Below are 16229 nucleotides of genomic sequence, written 5' to 3'. Positions count from 1 at the left end.
ACGGACGGATGCAAGCGCTAGCGATCAGTCCTTCCAGAAAAGTGGCGTCAGGATCACCAGAACCGTCAGGATCTCGAGGCGGCCAAGCAGCATCATGACCGACAGAAGGTAGAGCGCCGGGTCTGACAATGTCGAGAAATTGCCGGCCGGCCCGATGATGGGGCCGAGCCCGGCGCCAACGTTGGAAAGTGCCGTGGCCACGGACGACACGGCCGTCAAGAGGTCGTAGCCCATCGCCCCCATCGCCAGGCTGCCGAAGGCCCAGATGAACATGTAGGCGGTGAAAAACATGAACACCGTGCGCTGGACGTCGATATCGACGAGGGTCTTTCCGTAGCGCACCGTGTGCACCGCATTGGGATAGATGAGCTTGAACAGGCCGGCGCGGATCGAGTTGAAGATGATGATGAAGCGGTAGGCCTTCATGCCCCCCGCCGTCGAGCCAGAGCATCCACCCATGAAGGTCGCGGCAAAGGCGAGTGCGACGATGAACTCGCCCCAAAGCATATAGTCGTCGCTGGCAAAACCTGTTGTCGACAGGATCGACGACACCGTGAAGAACCCGTGCGTGAGCGCCTCATCGGCATCCACTCCGTTGACCACCCGCTGATAGAGACTTGCCGCAAGCGCAAGCGCGAGCAGGTAAGACAGAAAGACGATGATCTGCGGATCCTTCAGCGTGTCGAGCCGGCCGCGAACGATGAAGAGAATGAGCACCGAAAACGGCAGGCTGCTCAAGGTCATGAAGAAGGTCGCGACCCACAGGATCGGCAGGCTGTTGAAGTAGCCTAGCGAGGCGTCGTGGGTGGCAAATCCGCCGGTGGCGATCGTCGACATCGCCTGGTTGACGGCGTCGAAGCGGCTCATGCCGAGATACGAATAGATGATCGTGCACGTCACCGTCATCACCACATAGATCAGGATGAAGGCGCGCGTGAACGTGACGATGCGGGCAAAGGGCTTCTCGGTTGTATCGGAGGATTCCATCTTGAAGAAGGACATGCCGCCGACCCTCAGATAGGGCATGACGAACAGGCCAAGAGCGACAATCCCGATGCCGCCGAGCCAATGCAGAAGCGAGCGCCACATCAGGATGCCCGGCGGCGCGTGATCAAGGCCGCTGATGACGGTCGATCCCGTGGTCGTGATGCCGGAAACCGATTCGAACAGCGCCTTGGCGAAATCGAGCTTCAGCGACGAGAGCCAGAATGGCATGGCGCCGACGAGCGAGACGACGACCCACAGGAGGTTGACCACCAGGAAGCCCATCTTGCGATTGAACAACGGCGAACCGCCCTGCGTGGCGGCCATCGTCAGCAGCGACAGTGCTCCGGTCACGAACGCGGACCCGGCAAACACCTTCCAGTTCGGATGACCGTAGAACAGGTCGGTCGCTGCCGGGATCAGCATCGCCAGCGACAGATAGAACGCGGCCTTGGCGGCGATGTTGATCGCCGTCTGATAGAGGGGTGCATGCAATGGTCGATCGCCTCGGCGTTTGGTTCGGGGACCGAATCAGTCCCCGAGATTGGCGACATTGAACCTCAAAGCCGTGCGATTCGCACCGCCTCGGCGTCGAAACCGGTTTCCGCACGGGGCAAACGGCCTGCCCTCCGGACGCTTTTCCCCTCCAAAAGGATCCGAACCGGCGCGGCCCTCCCCGCAAAACACGGGGCCGAGGGCATTGAATTCATGTTGCACTGCGGCATATTGCCCATTCAACTCTAACTCACGAAAAAATCACAGCTTTTGGGCGCACCAAGTCATCACCTTGACTTATTTCCACGTGTAAAGCCTGGCTATCCATTCCACATGCAAACCTTTGAGCACGACCGATGACCCCCGCCCGTTTCACCCAATGCCTTCTTGTTCTTCGTTGGACGCCCATCAATCTGGCAAGCGCGCTCCACTGCAACCTGGCGTGGATCGAAGCGATGGAGACCGGCGAGGAGAAGGTGCCGGACGAGTTGGCAACCTGGCTCGAAGCGCTGGCCCGAAGCCACGAAGAACTCGGCATTCCCGTTACCTATCGCGGCAAGGGCCTGGAGCCGGCGACAAGCCGCGCCGCGCGGCGCTAGCCGACATTCCGCCTTTTACGGCGCTATTGCCGTGGTCCCAGCCGGGCTGAGGGCGCCGCAGCGCCAGAGCCGATAGGACTGCTGCGTATCCCAGTCGTAATAGAAGGCCGCATCCAGCCGTTTCGCCTGGGCCAGGTCGGCAAAGATCGTCCGCATCGCAACCATCGCGCGTTCGCGTTCGCGGTCGTCGACCGGGCAGGCGCGCGCGCTGTTGGCAATTCCCCATTCCGTGACCCAGCATGGCCGGCCCGTGTTCGCGGGCTGGCAAAAATCGAGAAGCTTCGTCACCACAGGCTTGATTGCCGCCGGATCCTTGCGGGCGGGGTAGATATGGATCCCATAGGCATCGACAAGGTCGTCCATGCCGCGGGCCTTCAGGAGCCCGATCACTTCCCCCGGATCAAGACGCTCCATGCCCTGGCGGTCAGCCTCCCTGGGTCCCATGTCGGACAGACCGGCCGAGACGATGGCCGCGCCAGGGCTGTGGTCACTGGCCTTCAACAGGTCGCGGGTGATCTTCAGGGCGTCGACGTACTTGTCAAGCCCCTTCTCGAAGGCTGCGCGATCGGCAAGTTCATCGAGCCTGCGGGGCGTCGTTCGTCCGGCTTTCTGGTAGACTGCGAGATCGCCGTTATAGCCGGCAAGATTGATCTCATTGCCCGGTTCCACCGCATCGAGAGCGATCCCAAGGGCATCAATCCGTCCCAGCGCCTCACCAAGTCCGTTGCGGTAGAGGTCGAGATCCAGATCCGATAGCCGGTTGATGTCCCAGATCCGGCCGTAACCGCTGCGCCGCCGCACGCCGTCAGCATAATAGCTTTTGTTGGAGAGTTGAATTTCGAGCAGGATCCTGAGCCCGAGGCGATTGGCGATTTCGAGCGCGTCGACGCTCTTGTCGACCGGACGCGACAGGGAAAGACGCACATATCTGGCGCCGCTTGCGGCGATTTCGCCAAGCACTCGCTCCTGCCCGGCGCGATCGAGCCACGCAAGATTGAGGCGGTTGACGCCGAACCGGCCGGAGCCAGCATCGTCGGCAAACGCCGCTCGACCGCAGGCCAGCAGCACCAGCAACGAGAGGGCGACAAGGAGCGGTGTCGATGACACCGCTCTTGCCCGATGGCGATCAAATGCCAACTTGCTTCAATGCGCTCAGGAAGTTCGCCTCGCACGCGGAATAGCGCTCGGTCACGGCCTGCGCATCGATCTTCGACAGGAAATTGGCAAGATGGGTCTTCTTGTCCGTTTCGCGGTTCCAGACGGACGCCTCGATGTAAGGGAAGCCGATGAATTCCAGCATCTCGCGCATGCGATCGTCGACGGCGATCATCAGGGACGGCGTACCGGCCTGCATGCCGATGACGCATCCATGGAAACGCCGCCCGATGCAAAGGTCACGCGAGGCGGACCAGGCGCGCCAGTGATTGGTATCGAAGAACACCAGAAGCTCATTCGGCCGCTGCCACTTTTCCTGGTGCTTGTATTCGGTCTTGCCGGTGATCCGGCCGCTGGCGCGATCATAGACGTGCTCGCTGTCGTCAACCGGAAGCGTCAGGTTGTAGGCGACCACTTCGTCCTGAATGACGTAGCTGGCGACGCTGTCCGGCTTCAAGAGCGCATGGGCGTCGACGATCGTGTCGGCAACGCTGCCGAGATAGCCGCCGAGCGCAAGCTTCTGGGCCGACGCAAGATCGGCATTGGCCAGCGACGTCAGCGAACGGCGCATCTCATTGGGTGCGAAGAAGAGCGATGGGCAGCCCGTCGGCTTGACGAACTTCATGCCCTCTTCGCGCAGGAACTCGGCGGTGAAGTAGCCGCGGGTCAGGAAGAAGCTCTCCTTCTTCTTCAACACCTCGAGGAAGCGCAAGGTGCCTGCCGGCAGGTTTTCCTTGAGCCCTTCGCGCTTCTGGATACCGATGCCCATGACCAGCACCGGCATCTTCAGCTTTTCGAAGACATCGGCTTCGAGATCGGCCGAATAGCCGGGGCGCAGAAGGTTCGCCGAGGCGAAGACGCACATGTCGAATTCCTTGTTCAGGGCTTCGTACACGTCGTTGGCGCCACGGCTGTTGACCAGGTGCCAGAAGGGCACATAGGTCACGTCATGACCACGAAGGGCGTGACCCGCGCCTTCGCCGATCAGGTAGTTGCCTGTGTTGGCGATCTTCTTGACCTGGTCGATCAGGTCCTTCTTGCTTCTGATGTCGTCGAAATAGGGCTTGTGGTAGACGGTCGCACCGGAAACACGAGAGACGGTACGCTGGAGATAGGACGGAATTCCGGTGAGCAGGATACGCATCGTTACACCTGAGATTGGAAGCTGAACGGCAATTGTTCAAAAGAGGTTATTGGCCGATACCGATCTCCCGCAGCGCGCTGCGGAAGTTGCGTTCGCGATCCGAATAGCGGTCGACGAGTTCGGACACGTTTAGGCCGGCAAGATGGGCGGCGACGAAATCCGCGCGGTTTTCCGCCTTTTCGAGATCCTGGACCTCGACGGACGGCAGGCCCGTGAAGCCGAGCATCTCGCGCATGCGGTCGTCCACTGCCACCATCAGGCTCGGCACGCCCGCCTGCATGGCGATGATCGAGCCGTGGAAACGCCGGCCGAAATTGAAGTCCATGTGCGATGCCCAGGCACGCCACTGGTTGGTGTCGAAGAACGTGCGCACGTCGAAGGGCACCTTCTGGCGCTCGGCGCCCGGGAAGGCGAGATCGCCGAGCATCTTGCCCGAGCAGGAATCAAAGACCCTGCCATCGGCATCCGGCTCGACCTTCATGTCGAAGTGCAGGAACTCGTCCTGGATGACATATTGCGGCTTTGCGCCTTCGGGGTTCAACGCAATGGCGTCGACGATGCAATCGTGATTGGCGCCAAGATAACCCGAGAAGATCGTCTTGGCCTGGCCGATCTTGACGCTAGGCAGCTTCTTCATCGAAGCGCGCATGTTGTTCGGCGCGAAGTAGACCGAAGGGCAACCGGTCGGACGGACGTAGGTGAAGCCCTGGTCCTTCAGGTAGCCGGCGGTCTCGTAGCCGCGGGTCAGGAAGTAATGTTCGCGGTCCTTGAGTACCTCGAGCAGGCGCTTCGTCCCCTCCGGCAGGCCAGTTTCCAGGTCCTTGCGGTTCTGGTGGCCGATGCCGAGCATGACGATCGGCATCTTGAGCTTGCTCAAAACATCCGCTTCGGCGTCCGCGGAAAGCCCCTTGCGCAGAAGATTGGCACAAGTGAAGACGCAGATATCGAAGTTGTTGTTGAATTCCTCGAAGCCGGAGCCGTTCTTGTGGGCATTGTAGAGATGCCAGAACGGGATCTGCTTGGCGTGCGGCGCAATAGCGCGCAAAGCCCCCTCACCGATCAGATAGTTGCCGGTGTTGCTGATGTTGCGAAGCTCCTGAAGAAACTCGTCCTTGGATTCGGGCTGTTTTTGCCTTTCCGAATAGGAAACCGACAGGCCATTCGCGCCATTGGCGAGGCGCGTGTAATGACCAGGAATGCCCGTCAGGAGGATTCTTGGACGCATGCGAAAGTCCCTTCTGTTTAGAAAAGTAGCCCGGATCGGTCAGCCTGCGGCTGCGACGCCGGTATTGGATGTCTCACGCGCCCGGATCACCTTGGCGCGCGAAAGCGAGGAATTGTTCACGGCGCCGTCGCACCAGCCGAGAAACTCCGCAAAGGAGTTCGACCAGCCGCGGCGCGCCGCCGTTCTGAGGCACCCTTCCATGATGGGCGCGAGCAGGTTGCGGTCATGGGCAACCTCGGTGATCGCCTTGACCATGTCGCGCACCACCTGTGGATCGGAGGATGCATCGATCAGAATGCCGTCTTCGCGGTCGACGATCAGCTCGTCCACGGCGCCAACGGCGGTTGCGATCGGCACGCAGCCGAGCTGTTGCGCCTCGGCGATCATCAAGGGCGCGCCTTCCCAGCGTGACGGCATGACCAGCACGTCGGCCCATCCCAGTGCCTTGATCAGGTCGCGGCTTGCAAAGACTGGGGGCCGCACCTCGACGCCGAGATCCTTCAGACGGTCCGTCCATGAAAACGAGGCGTCGGCCAGGATTTCGCCCCCGATGGCGCGTGCATCGAAGGATACGCGTGCGGCCTTCAGCTCGGCGATCGTCGCCGCCAGACGGTCGATCCCCTTCTGCTGGTCGAGGCGCCCCATGTAGAGCACCCTCAGGCGGTCATCCTTGCGCTCGATCCGTCTCACCTGCAGCACGTCGGCAAGGACCTTCGGCGGCACGGAGAAGCTTGCGCCGTTCGCGACGGCGAAGATCTTTTCTAGTGGCACGCCGAAGCTGTGCAGGTAGAATTTCAGCTGTTCCGAGCAGGTCAGAAACGCATCATAGCAGTGCTCGTGCGCGATCGCTGCGAAGGGCTGACCGGCCGGGCGCTTGAAGGGCGTGTTGTCGACCACATGCAGATAGCAGGCGGTGCGGGTCCCTTCGGAGCGCAGTCGCGCGATCAGCGGATGCATCGCCATCACATGATTGTTGATGACGAGATCGAACCCCGACAGCTGCCCCTTGAGCGCGCCCCAGTCGACCTCGTGATGCTCGGCGATGAAATCCTGTCCGAGGAACGAGCCGGACCCGCCCCAGGCCGGAATGTCCTGGTCCCAGAAATGCACGTAGTCGAAGCTCGCGTCGAACTCGTCGATCACATCCATTCGGCTGGTGCCAAGCACGAACAGGTGGGTTTCATAGCCGGAGGCCCTGAGCTCGCGCGAGGCGGCGTAGATGACCTTCTCTGCGCCGCCGAAGGAGGCGTTCGGCACCAGAAGCGCTGCGGTCTTCTTGCCGGCCTCGCTGTGGCCGAGCGGCAGCACAGGAGAGCCGCCGATTTCCGTGCGCAACGCCTTGTGCAGGTCCGAATAGGGCATCAGCCGCGGCGGCCGCCAGGTCCAGCGACGACCGGCCGTGCGGCGAAGCGGGCTGGTGGCGATCGCGTTGACGCAGTTGATCATTACCTGCTGCGGCGTAATGAGCGTGCGGCGCGGCAGTGCGCGCGGGAACGGAAAGCGCACGTTGAGGACCGCCGATGTCGGCCAGACCTGCTGGCTGCCGATCGACGCAAACCAGTCGAGCGCGTTGTTGCGGATGACGTCACGCAGGAGCGCCGTCGAGATGAAGATGAGATCGGGCTGGCCGACATGTTCGGCCCCGGCATCGAGGAATGTCGGCGCGATCTTGCGCTGCGTCGCGTCGTTGCCGAGGTGCACGAACACGACGTTCGCCTTCTCGCTCAAACGCTCCAGATGGCAAAGCACGTTCGGCAGCATGCGCGAGCGCAGAAGCAGGTCGATCGTGGCGCCGCTTCCAGCCATCACGAAAGGCGGGAAATGCACGTTGTCCGGCTCGCCAGTGTTTGCCCAGAAGGCTGGGATGATGTCGTCGAGCCTAAGCCGCTTCGGCTGTTTCGTCGGATCGGTGAAGAACGAGATCGCCGCGTCTTCCGTCCTTGCAAAGAGGTAGCGCGGGCATTCCTCGTGTTCGAAGTCGACGAGCATCGGCCGCTGGAACAGCGCGCGGTGGCGCTTCCTGAGGAAGCTTACCGATGTCGCGCGATCGCGATTGGCTTCCTTGAAACGGCTTTCCGCTCGCAAGCGGTATTCGAATGTCGTGTCATGGCAGGGCGTTCCGACGAAACCGTGCTCGACGCAGGAGAGCCAGAACTCCCAGTCCTCAAAACCGTTCTGCCGGTCGTCGTTGAACCGCACGCCATCGCGAAAGACATCGATCGAAATCATCGAACCGGTGTCGCAGATATTGTCGGTGATGCAGTGGACGAGCCGCGAGTACTGGTTGCCGTAGTGGGCCCGCCAGCTGACCGAGAAGGTGTCGATGTTGGTGTAGACCCAGCCTGCGCCGCTTTCATGCAGTCGCCGATAGAGCGTTTCGATCGTACCTGGAAGCACGCGATTGTCGGCGTCGAGGAAGTAGACAGCTTCCGCTTCCGGCAAATTTTCAAGCACGTAGTCGATCGCGCGATTGCGCGCGCCACCCGGTCCTGCGTTGCGTCCGAAAACAACATGGATATCGGGGTGGGCAGCGGCATAGAGCAGCAGCTGATCGAAGGTTTCGTGGCGCGGGTCGCCGTCAACCGAGACGACCACGGCAATCCGGCAATGGGAGAGTTTCGACGACAGCGCCGACTCGACCGCCTCCAGCGCCAGCGCCGCGTGTCCGTAGAGCGGCATGGCGATTGCGATCAGGTCGCGGGGCTCGCTATGCATGGGCATGAGACGCCTCCCCCGATTGCTTGACCATCCGGAAGCCCGAGACCTTGAGCCAGGAGAAATCGACAGAATCGGTGACGGCACGGCTGAGGATCATCAGGTCCATCGGCTGGCGCACCGGCTCGTCGAGCTGGAAGTTGATGTTGATCGGCTGCTCGTTCGTCACCTCGCGCCAGCCGCTGAAGAATGCCGAAGGCTTCACCGACCCCTTGCGCGCAAGCTCGGCGACTTCCGAACGCGCGTTCGAATTGGCGGGCGCAAGCAGGAAGCTGACGGCGGCCGGCGCACCCTTTGGATGATCGACGATTGCGCTTGCCGAAAACGAGATCGTACCCGGTTCAACGGCACGGCCGATGGCTCCGGCCGACACGCCCGTTGCAAGCGGATGACAGACAACGGCGTGCTCGTGCTCGAGAAAGCGAACCGTCTGGAATTCCGGCACGACAGGCGTTACGGAAACGTCGACGATCTGGCTCAGAAGATCGACTGAGAGGCGATAATCCTCGATGAAGTGGCCGGCAAGCAGCGCCGTCGGCGCGATCATGTTGGGCATGCGGGTCGGTTTGACGCCCGGCAGGCCGGTATAGACGCGGAAGGCGAGCGGGCGCAGGTCGAGATCGGCGTGGCGGCTCTCGGAGCGGGCCGTGTAGTACTCGCTGGCGATGGGATAGCCGAGCGAAAGACCGATGGTCTCGGCGCCCGCGGTCGAGACCCTCAGACGCAACGTCCTGGCGCCGCCGCCACATGTACGCGGCAGGGCGAAGAAATTCCAACCGGGAATGAGCTGCGAGAACGGAACGGCCCATTCCGCCACCCCCTCGCCGCTCTCGACATAGCTCAAGACGACGATCAGCTCGCCGCCGTCTCTCGGAACCGAATTGAAATGGAGCGCGATGCCGGCGACGCCGTGGCTCGATACGGGCAGAAGCTGCTCGACGAAGGCGTTTGCGATCAGGTGACCGATGCCTTCGTCCTTGGGGTCGACGTAAGGATCGTGGGCGAAAACCTCGGCGACCGGCTCCCAATTGCGCGCCTGGAAGGCGTCTTCAAGCGCGCGGTAGTTTTCAAGCAGGGTTTCACGCTCGCGCCGCAGGAGCGCGAGCTCCGACGTGATCGCCGAGGAAAATCGCGCCAGCCGACCGACGCCACCGTCGATCAGAGCCTGGATGAGCGCCGCACTCTCGCCGACGGCCTCGGCATTCAGCCGCTTGATCGGAATGTCCGGAATTGTGCCGAGTGCGCGAAGCGCGGCGACACTGTCAGCGAGATCCGCTTCGCCCTCGCTCGAAAAAGCAATCGCAATCAGGGGGAAGACATTGTCGAGGGTCGCTCGGCTATGTTGGCCGGTCGGTAGAAAATGCACCAGGTGCTCGATGCCACTGCCTTCTACACTTGCTCTGTCGTGATCGGACGCCACCACCAGTTTTCGCTTCGCCTGCGAATACCTCACGCCAGAAGACATCAACTCTTGCACGCGCCACCCTCGATACAACCAAACTCTCTCTCAAGTTGAATTCGCCAATTCGAAATAAATCGGCGAATTCAACACTCTAGAAAAAGCATACCAAGGTTATTTGCAGTGCACAATAAGTTATATTTGTGTTTTATGTGAAATAACACTTCATATTTTGAAGTATTATGCAGATGAAACCCGTAACATTTGAGTGGGCACGTGTTTATCCACCGCCTTGTCCAGCAATGTCATCTGTCGCGCAACACAATCTCCGAGCCGGAACCTCTGCTCGACAGTCCGGCGCGCCGCGGAGCGCATCTCGGTATACTTTTCCGGCTGCCGCAACGCACCTGATACCGCCTCGGCCAGCGCGTCCACATCGAAGAACGGCACAAGAAGGCCGTTGCGACCGGAACTGATCACTTCCTGGACGGGTGCTGTGTCCGAACCGATGACCAGCGCACCGCAGGCCATGGCCTCCAGCACCGACCAGGACAAGACAAAGGGATAGGTCAGGTAGATATGAGCGGCCGAGATCTGGAACAGTTGCCGGAGAACGCCGTGTGGAACGGCCCCGGGAAACAGAACCCGATCCGCCGGCACGTCCAGCGACTGAAGCAGCTGCTCCTTCCAAGACCCGCCGCCCGGTGGAGGCGAGCCATAGCTGACTCCGTCACCGCCGACGAAAACGAACAGCGCATCGGGATGGCTGCGCGCCACCTTCGCGACAGCGGCGAGCGCCTGTGGAAAGCCGCGATAGGGCTCGAGGTCACGCGCGACGAATGTCACGATCGGCGGATCGCCGGCCTTCAGCACCCGCCCATCCGGAAGTTTCAATGACGCGGATGCATCGGGACGGAAAACACGCGTATCGACGCCCTCGTGGCACACCGCGATGCGCGGGCGATGTTCGGCCGGATAGAGACTCCTTTGCCAATGGGTCGGACTGATGCCGCCATCCAGCGCCTCCAGCGACACGAGCTGGGCGATGTTGCGCAGCCTGAGCCGCTTTCGCGTATCCGAATCGACCTGATCGTCAGGGGCAAAGCCGACATCAGCACCTTCAGCGCGATAGAAGAACTCGCAATAGCCGAGCGCCGGCACCTGGGGCAGGACGTCCTTGACGAACATCATGCCGCCCCATCCGGTATGGCCGACGATCACATCGGGCACCTGGCCCTGACGCGCCATTGCATCGAAGGTTTCGGCCACGCGGTGGCCGATGCGGACGTGGTGGTCCGGAGCGCCCAAATGCCTTGCCATTTGTGCATTGGCCTGCGGGCCCGGCTCGGCTCTGTGCCGGATGACCCGAGTAGACGGTATCTTCTGGTCCACGGTCTCCGTGACGAGGGTCACTTCGTTTCCCGTCTGCGCCAAATGCGCCGCAAGCGCGGCAAACTGGCAGAAGCCGCGCCGGTGTACAAATGCTACGTGCATGTTCCTAGCCTATTGCCGTTGAAAGGACAGCCTTTGCGCCGGGCATCTCAGATGCCGTAGCGCGTTGCATTCCCCCAAACCAGCTCGAGCCGGTGCAGCGTTTGAAATGCAGTTTCGAGATTGCGCCGGTCCTGCTCTCCGTGGCTCAGGACCCGCTCATAGGCGCCGGACGCCTTGCGCAAGGCGTCGCAGAGCTGCTTGCCCTTGTCCGAAAGCCGGATGCGCGCCGAGCGCTTGTCGCGTTGAGACGCCGCTCTGTCGATATATTCTCCGTCGCCCAGCTGCTTCAAATAATAGGACACGTTCGAGCCGACATAGTGGCCCCGATCCAGCAGCTCCGCCACGGAGACTTCCGAATCACCGATCGCCAACAGAACCATGGCCTGTGCCGGGCCGATATCGTCGACACCGAGCTTGGTCAGCTCGGCCCGCAACAGGCCGGTAAAGCGTCTGCTGGCGCGTTCCATCATCCGTGCCAATTCGAAATAGCTGACCACGGAAGCTTCGCTGTCCTGGTCAATATTCTCGTGTTCAGGGCCACTTCCAGCTGCGTCATCCCCGGGACGGATGGCAACAGCGCCGCCAAAATCTGCGAACGGATAGAGAATCCTTTGATTCATCCCTCTCTCCAACTGAGCATTACTACGATATTCAAAAATTACTTCAAATTTTGAAGCAATTTTTGGCCCCCTTTACTCCCCCCGAATACGATCATCTTGAGCAATCCACCATTATTGTGTCACACTTATCACGGCAACACTGTGATTTAAGTGATAACAAACAAAATAGCTTCCTCAAGACCCCGCCGAACTTATCCAGAAAATCGCCACGCGTGACAGCAAACGAGGCAATATGATTAGCAAGAACCAAATTGGGCCAAAGACGGCGCAAAATGGAGCAATTGATCCGCGGCTGCTTATTTTGAAGGCACGCCGCGTGTTCGTTTTGGCACTTATTTATGCAGCCCTGCTGAGCGCTTGCATCGGCATCTTGCAGCTCTCGACCCCGCTCTACATGATGCAGGTCCACGACCGCGTTTTGAACAGCCAGAGCATGGATACGCTGGTCATGCTGACGATTCTCGTCGTCGGCGCGCTCGTGATCTACGGTGTGCTCGAATACATCCGCGCCCTGACATTCCAGGCGATGGGCAGCGCCGTTGTGCGCTGGCTCAATCTGCCGGTGCTGACCGCGGCGGTACAGGCGGCAGCCGATCAAGGGCTGACCCGCGCGACACAGTCGCTGCGGGACCTGGTTGAGTTGCGCAGCTTCCTGACGACGTCGGCCGTCAGTGCCCCGCTCGATGCCGCCTGGTCACCGATCTTCCTCGGCGTGCTCTTCGCACTGCACCCGATGTTCGGCCTTCTTGGCGCCATTTCCGTTGCCCTGCTCGTGTGTTGTGGATTGCTGACTGATTTGCTGACTCGCCGGCTGATGAAAGAGGCCAATCAAGCCAATATCGAGGCAGTCTCTAAAATTGGTGCAAGCCTGCGCCACGCCGAGGCCATTGAGGCAATGGGCATGCTCCCGGCTCTCGCGCGCCGGTGGCGCGCGGCGCAGATGCATGCGCTGGATGCGCTTGAAACCAGCGGCAGCCGAAGCAAGGCCATGGCCTCCATCACGCGCTCGATACGCTTCATGATCCAGTCGGCGGCGCTCGCGACCGGCGCGATCCTCGTGATGCGGCAGGAGATCTCTCCCGGCGCGATGATGGCGACGACCATTCTGGTCGGCCGCCTTCTCGCCCCATTTGATTCGATGATCGAAAACTGGCGGCAGTGGGTCACCGCCATCGCCAGCTGGCGGCGAATCGAATCGGCACTCAGCCAGGACCTGGCCGTGCGGCAGACCATGCCGCAGCCGCGCACTCAGGGCGACCTTGTGGTCGACAAGCTTGTTTATGCCGCACCCGGCCTCGATGTTCCGATCATCAAGGGCATTTCGTTTTCGCTGTCGCCCGGTGAAGTCCTCGGCATTGTTGGCCCGTCCGCGGCCGGCAAATCCACGCTTGCGCGCCTGCTCGTCGGCATCCTGAAGCCGACCACCGGCGGCGTCTTCCTCGACGGCAACAATGTCTACCTCTGGGAGCGCTCGTCCTTCGGCCAGATGACCGGGTACTTGCCGCAATCGGTCTCGCTGCTCGAAGGCACCATTCGCGACAACATCTCGCGCATGGAAGAAGGCGAGCCGCAGAAGGTTCTTGAAGCAGCCCGGCTTGCCGACGTGCACGATATGATCGGCCGCCTGCCGCTTGGCTACGACACGCCGGTCGGCGATGGCCATCTCACCCTTTCGGGCGGCCAGCGCCAACGCATCGCGCTTGCGCGCTGCCTCTACGACCGACCCCGCCTGATCGTTCTCGACGAGCCGAACGCCAATCTCGACGCGATCGGCGAACGGGCATTGATCCGCGCGATCGACCGGGCGCGCAACGACGGAGCGATCGTCATCATGATCGCCCACCGGCCGACCATCATGCAGGCAGCCGACAAGCTGCTCGTGCTTGAAAACGGCCGCATCACCCAGTTCGGGCCGCGCACCGATGTTGTGGCTTCCATGACGCCCGGCGAACCGAGACGGGAAGGCGTTTCCGCATGACAAAGAAACCAAACTTGCCGATCGCACGCGACACTCAGGCGGTTGTCCCAAGCGACCGCGACAGTCACCTGCCGGCCCTCGCCAATCGTCCGCGACCGCTCCACGGCCATGATCTCGACACCGATGGCAGCGCCACGGCGCCGCTCAGAGGTGTCGTTCTGGCCGGACTGACGACCATCCTTGTCGCCTTTGGCGGCTTCTTCGGCTGGGCGTTTTCCACAGAACTCAGCAGCGCCTCGGTGGCGAGCGGCACCGTCGTCGTCGATTCGAAGCGCAAGACCGTCAGCCACTTCGAGGGCGGGATCCTCAATCGCTTGCTCGTCCAGGAAGGCGACCGCGTCGCCGCCGGCCAGCCATTGATGAAGCTCGAAGATACCCGCGCCCGCTCGGACCTGCAGGCGCTTCAGAGCCGACGCATTGGCCTGATTGCGAAGCTTGCCCGCCTTCGCGCGGAGCAGACCGGTTCAGAGGCGATCGCCTTTCCTACCGATCTGACGGCAACGTCGGACGCAACCGCCGAGGATGCGATCAAGGCGGAAACGAACTTCTTCGACAGGCGGCACGAGGCCAAGACCGGCCGCCTCGACGTCCAGCGCAAGACGATCGAAGAGTATTCCGAACGAGCGAAGTCGCTCGCAGAGCAGATCCGCGCGACGGATCGCCAGGTTGAACTGATCACCGAGCAGCGCACGTCGATCGCGACCCTGGTCGCGAAGGAATACGCACAGCGTTCGAAGCTGATCGAGATCGACGCCAAGCTCAGTGAACTGGCCGCAACCCGCGGTGAGCTCGCCGGCAACAAGGCCCAGGCCGAAAAGGCGGAAGCGGGTGCCGAACTCGGCCTGACCGGCATCGAAAACGAGTTTCAGTCGGAGATCGCCGGCGAAATCACCACCGCCCGACTTGAACTTTCCGATGTCGAGGAACGGCTGGTTTCCGCCAAGGACATCCTGACCCGGCTCGACATTCGATCGCCGCAGACGGGGATCGTCACCAACATTCAGTTGCGCACGCCCGGTAGTGCCGTTTCGGCCGGCCAGCCGCTGCTCGACATCGTGCCCGAGGACGAGCCGCTGCTTGTTGAAATGCATGTCGGCACCCGCGATATCGACAGCATCGGCATCGGCTCGAAGACGCAGATTAGGCTCACGGCCTACAATCAGCGCACGCACCTGCCGCTCGATGGCGAGATCACCTATGTGGCCGCCGACCAGTCGGTCGACGAAAAATCGAACGTCTCCTATTATGTGGCGCGCGCCCGCATCGCCCCGACATCCCTCACGGCAAACCCCGACATCCGCCTTTATCCAGGCATGCCGGCGGAGGTCCTGATCGTCCACAAGCCGCGCTCGGCGATCGACTATATGGTCTCGCCGATCGCCGACAGCGTGAACCGGGCCTTCCGAGAAGACTGACCAGAAGACCACAAGATCCAATGGTGCCGGCGAAATTTCGGTTTCGCCGGCAATTTATTTCCACTTTTGAATTTATTTCTAAGTAATACCAAATCTATTACCCCCTACATCTCGGGGATAATCATCAAAATGATACATAATATACATCGCAGGTAGCAGATAATAATACAGTACAGCTGATTTTATTTCGTTTTTGCTGTTGCTATCTGTTTTTTTGCAGTGCAATGTCGCCGCGCTCGCCACAGGTTTTGAGTGTCAGTGACGAGCGCAAGCAACAACCAAGATGACGTAAGCAACAACTAAGAGGAGTAGCATATGGCCACGTTGGAAGGCGGCGCGTATGATGACGCCCTTTTTGGCTCACGCTTCGACGACTTCATCCATGCCCGCGGTGGCGATGACTTCGTGAACGGAGGCAATGGCGACGACACCATTTTCGGTGACGAAGGTGATGATCTGCTGTTCGGCGGCAACGGGAACGATACCCTGTTCGGCGGCTGGGGCAGCGATGTAATCCATGGCGACAACGGGAATGATGTCCTGTTTGGCGGCCACGGCGACGACCTGCTCTACGGCGACAAGGGGAATGACATCCTCATCGGCGGCGACGGCAGCGATCTTCTGATGGGCGGCAAGGGCAGCGATATCCTGTTCGGCGGCGCCGGCAACGATGTCATCAACGGCGGCGCCGGTGACGATGTCATGACCGGTGGCACAGGCAGCGACGTGTTCGTGTTCGACGGCGGTGGCGGCAATGACGTCATCCTCGACTTCACGCCCGGCGAAGACCTGCTGCAGATCTCCAAGGACATCAACGGCCTCGACATCTCGTCGCCGGAAGATCTGGCATCGCGCGTCACCCAGGTTGGTGGCAACGTGATCATCGACTTCGGCCATGGCGACACGCTGACGCTCGTCAATGCGGACGCCGATGACATCCAGGCGAATCCGAACCACTACTTCACGATCCATTGAGATTGAACGGTGCGCCCCACTTCCTCCCGTG

General features: G+C 61.1%; 12 protein-coding genes. 4 read left to right on the top strand and 8 right to left on the bottom strand.

The genetic code is table 11. From position 1 onward, the window contains the following. Positions 1-24: 24 nt before the first annotated feature. Positions 25-1479 (bottom strand): TrkH family potassium uptake protein, encoded by a 1455-nt coding sequence (locus tag VGO12_RS31625; RefSeq protein ID WP_327516689.1) that lies wholly within the window; start codon positions 1477-1479, stop codon positions 25-27. 356 nt (positions 1480-1835) lie between these two features. Here VGO12_RS31625 and VGO12_RS31620 point away from each other — a divergent pair, with 356 nt between their 5' ends. Next, positions 1836-2078 (top strand): hypothetical protein, encoded by a 243-nt coding sequence (locus VGO12_RS31620; protein ID WP_327516688.1) that lies wholly within the window; start codon positions 1836-1838, stop codon positions 2076-2078. A gap of 15 nt (positions 2079-2093) precedes the next feature. Here the strand turns inward: VGO12_RS31620 and VGO12_RS31615 are convergent, their stop codons facing one another. From VGO12_RS31615 to VGO12_RS31585, 7 genes are all read right to left on the bottom strand, one after another. Beyond that, positions 2094-3185 (bottom strand): glycoside hydrolase, encoded by a 1092-nt coding sequence (locus VGO12_RS31615; protein WP_414650806.1) that lies wholly within the window; start codon positions 3183-3185, stop codon positions 2094-2096. Between the two features lie 19 nt (positions 3186-3204). Further along, positions 3205-4377 carry a polysaccharide pyruvyl transferase family protein gene (locus VGO12_RS31610; RefSeq protein WP_327516687.1) on the bottom strand — a complete coding sequence of 391 codons (1173 nt, stop codon included), beginning with the start codon at positions 4375-4377 and terminating at the stop codon, positions 3205-3207. Between the two features lie 46 nt (positions 4378-4423). Then, entirely contained in the window at positions 4424-5602 is a 1179-nt protein-coding gene (locus VGO12_RS31605; protein WP_327516686.1) for a polysaccharide pyruvyl transferase family protein, read from the bottom strand. A gap of 39 nt (positions 5603-5641) precedes the next feature. Next, on the bottom strand, positions 5642-8317 hold the full coding sequence (locus VGO12_RS31600) for a glycosyltransferase (RefSeq protein ID WP_327516755.1): 2676 nt from the start codon (positions 8315-8317) through the stop codon (positions 5642-5644). Next, positions 8310-9782, bottom strand: coding sequence for a DUF6212 domain-containing protein (locus tag VGO12_RS31595; RefSeq protein ID WP_327516685.1), 1473 nt, complete (start codon positions 9780-9782; stop codon positions 8310-8312). Before VGO12_RS31595 ends, VGO12_RS31600 begins: the two co-directional genes overlap by 8 nt. A gap of 174 nt (positions 9783-9956) precedes the next feature. Continuing rightward, positions 9957-11210, bottom strand: coding sequence for a glycosyltransferase family 4 protein (locus VGO12_RS31590; RefSeq protein WP_327516684.1), 1254 nt, complete (start codon positions 11208-11210; stop codon positions 9957-9959). Between the two features lie 47 nt (positions 11211-11257). Next, entirely contained in the window at positions 11258-11830 is a 573-nt protein-coding gene (locus VGO12_RS31585; RefSeq protein ID WP_327516683.1) for a MarR family winged helix-turn-helix transcriptional regulator, read from the bottom strand. Positions 11831-12062: 232 nt separating this feature from the next. On the opposite strand from VGO12_RS31585, the gene VGO12_RS31580 reads away from it, so the two are divergent. The 3 genes from VGO12_RS31580 to VGO12_RS31570 all read left to right on the top strand — a co-directional run bounded on the left by VGO12_RS31580 (position 12063) and on the right by VGO12_RS31570 (position 16198). Beyond that, positions 12063-13808, top strand: a complete 1746-nt coding sequence (locus tag VGO12_RS31580) for a type I secretion system permease/ATPase (protein WP_327516682.1) — start codon at positions 12063-12065, stop codon at positions 13806-13808. Continuing rightward, positions 13805-15223 carry an HlyD family type I secretion periplasmic adaptor subunit gene (locus VGO12_RS31575; protein WP_327516681.1) on the top strand — a complete coding sequence of 473 codons (1419 nt, stop codon included), beginning with the start codon at positions 13805-13807 and terminating at the stop codon, positions 15221-15223. The genes VGO12_RS31580 and VGO12_RS31575 overlap by 4 nt, the downstream gene beginning before the upstream one ends. 315 nt (positions 15224-15538) lie before the next feature. Continuing rightward, entirely contained in the window at positions 15539-16198 is a 660-nt protein-coding gene (locus VGO12_RS31570; RefSeq protein WP_327516680.1) for a calcium-binding protein, read from the top strand. Positions 16199-16229: the final 31 nt, after the last annotated feature.

The sequence above is a fragment of the Ensifer sp. genome, from assembly GCF_035999135.1.
GTDB lineage: Bacteria > Pseudomonadota > Alphaproteobacteria > Rhizobiales > Rhizobiaceae > Ensifer.
The sequence above is the reverse complement of the archived record's forward strand: the minus strand, read 5'-3'. Positions and strand labels throughout refer to the sequence as shown.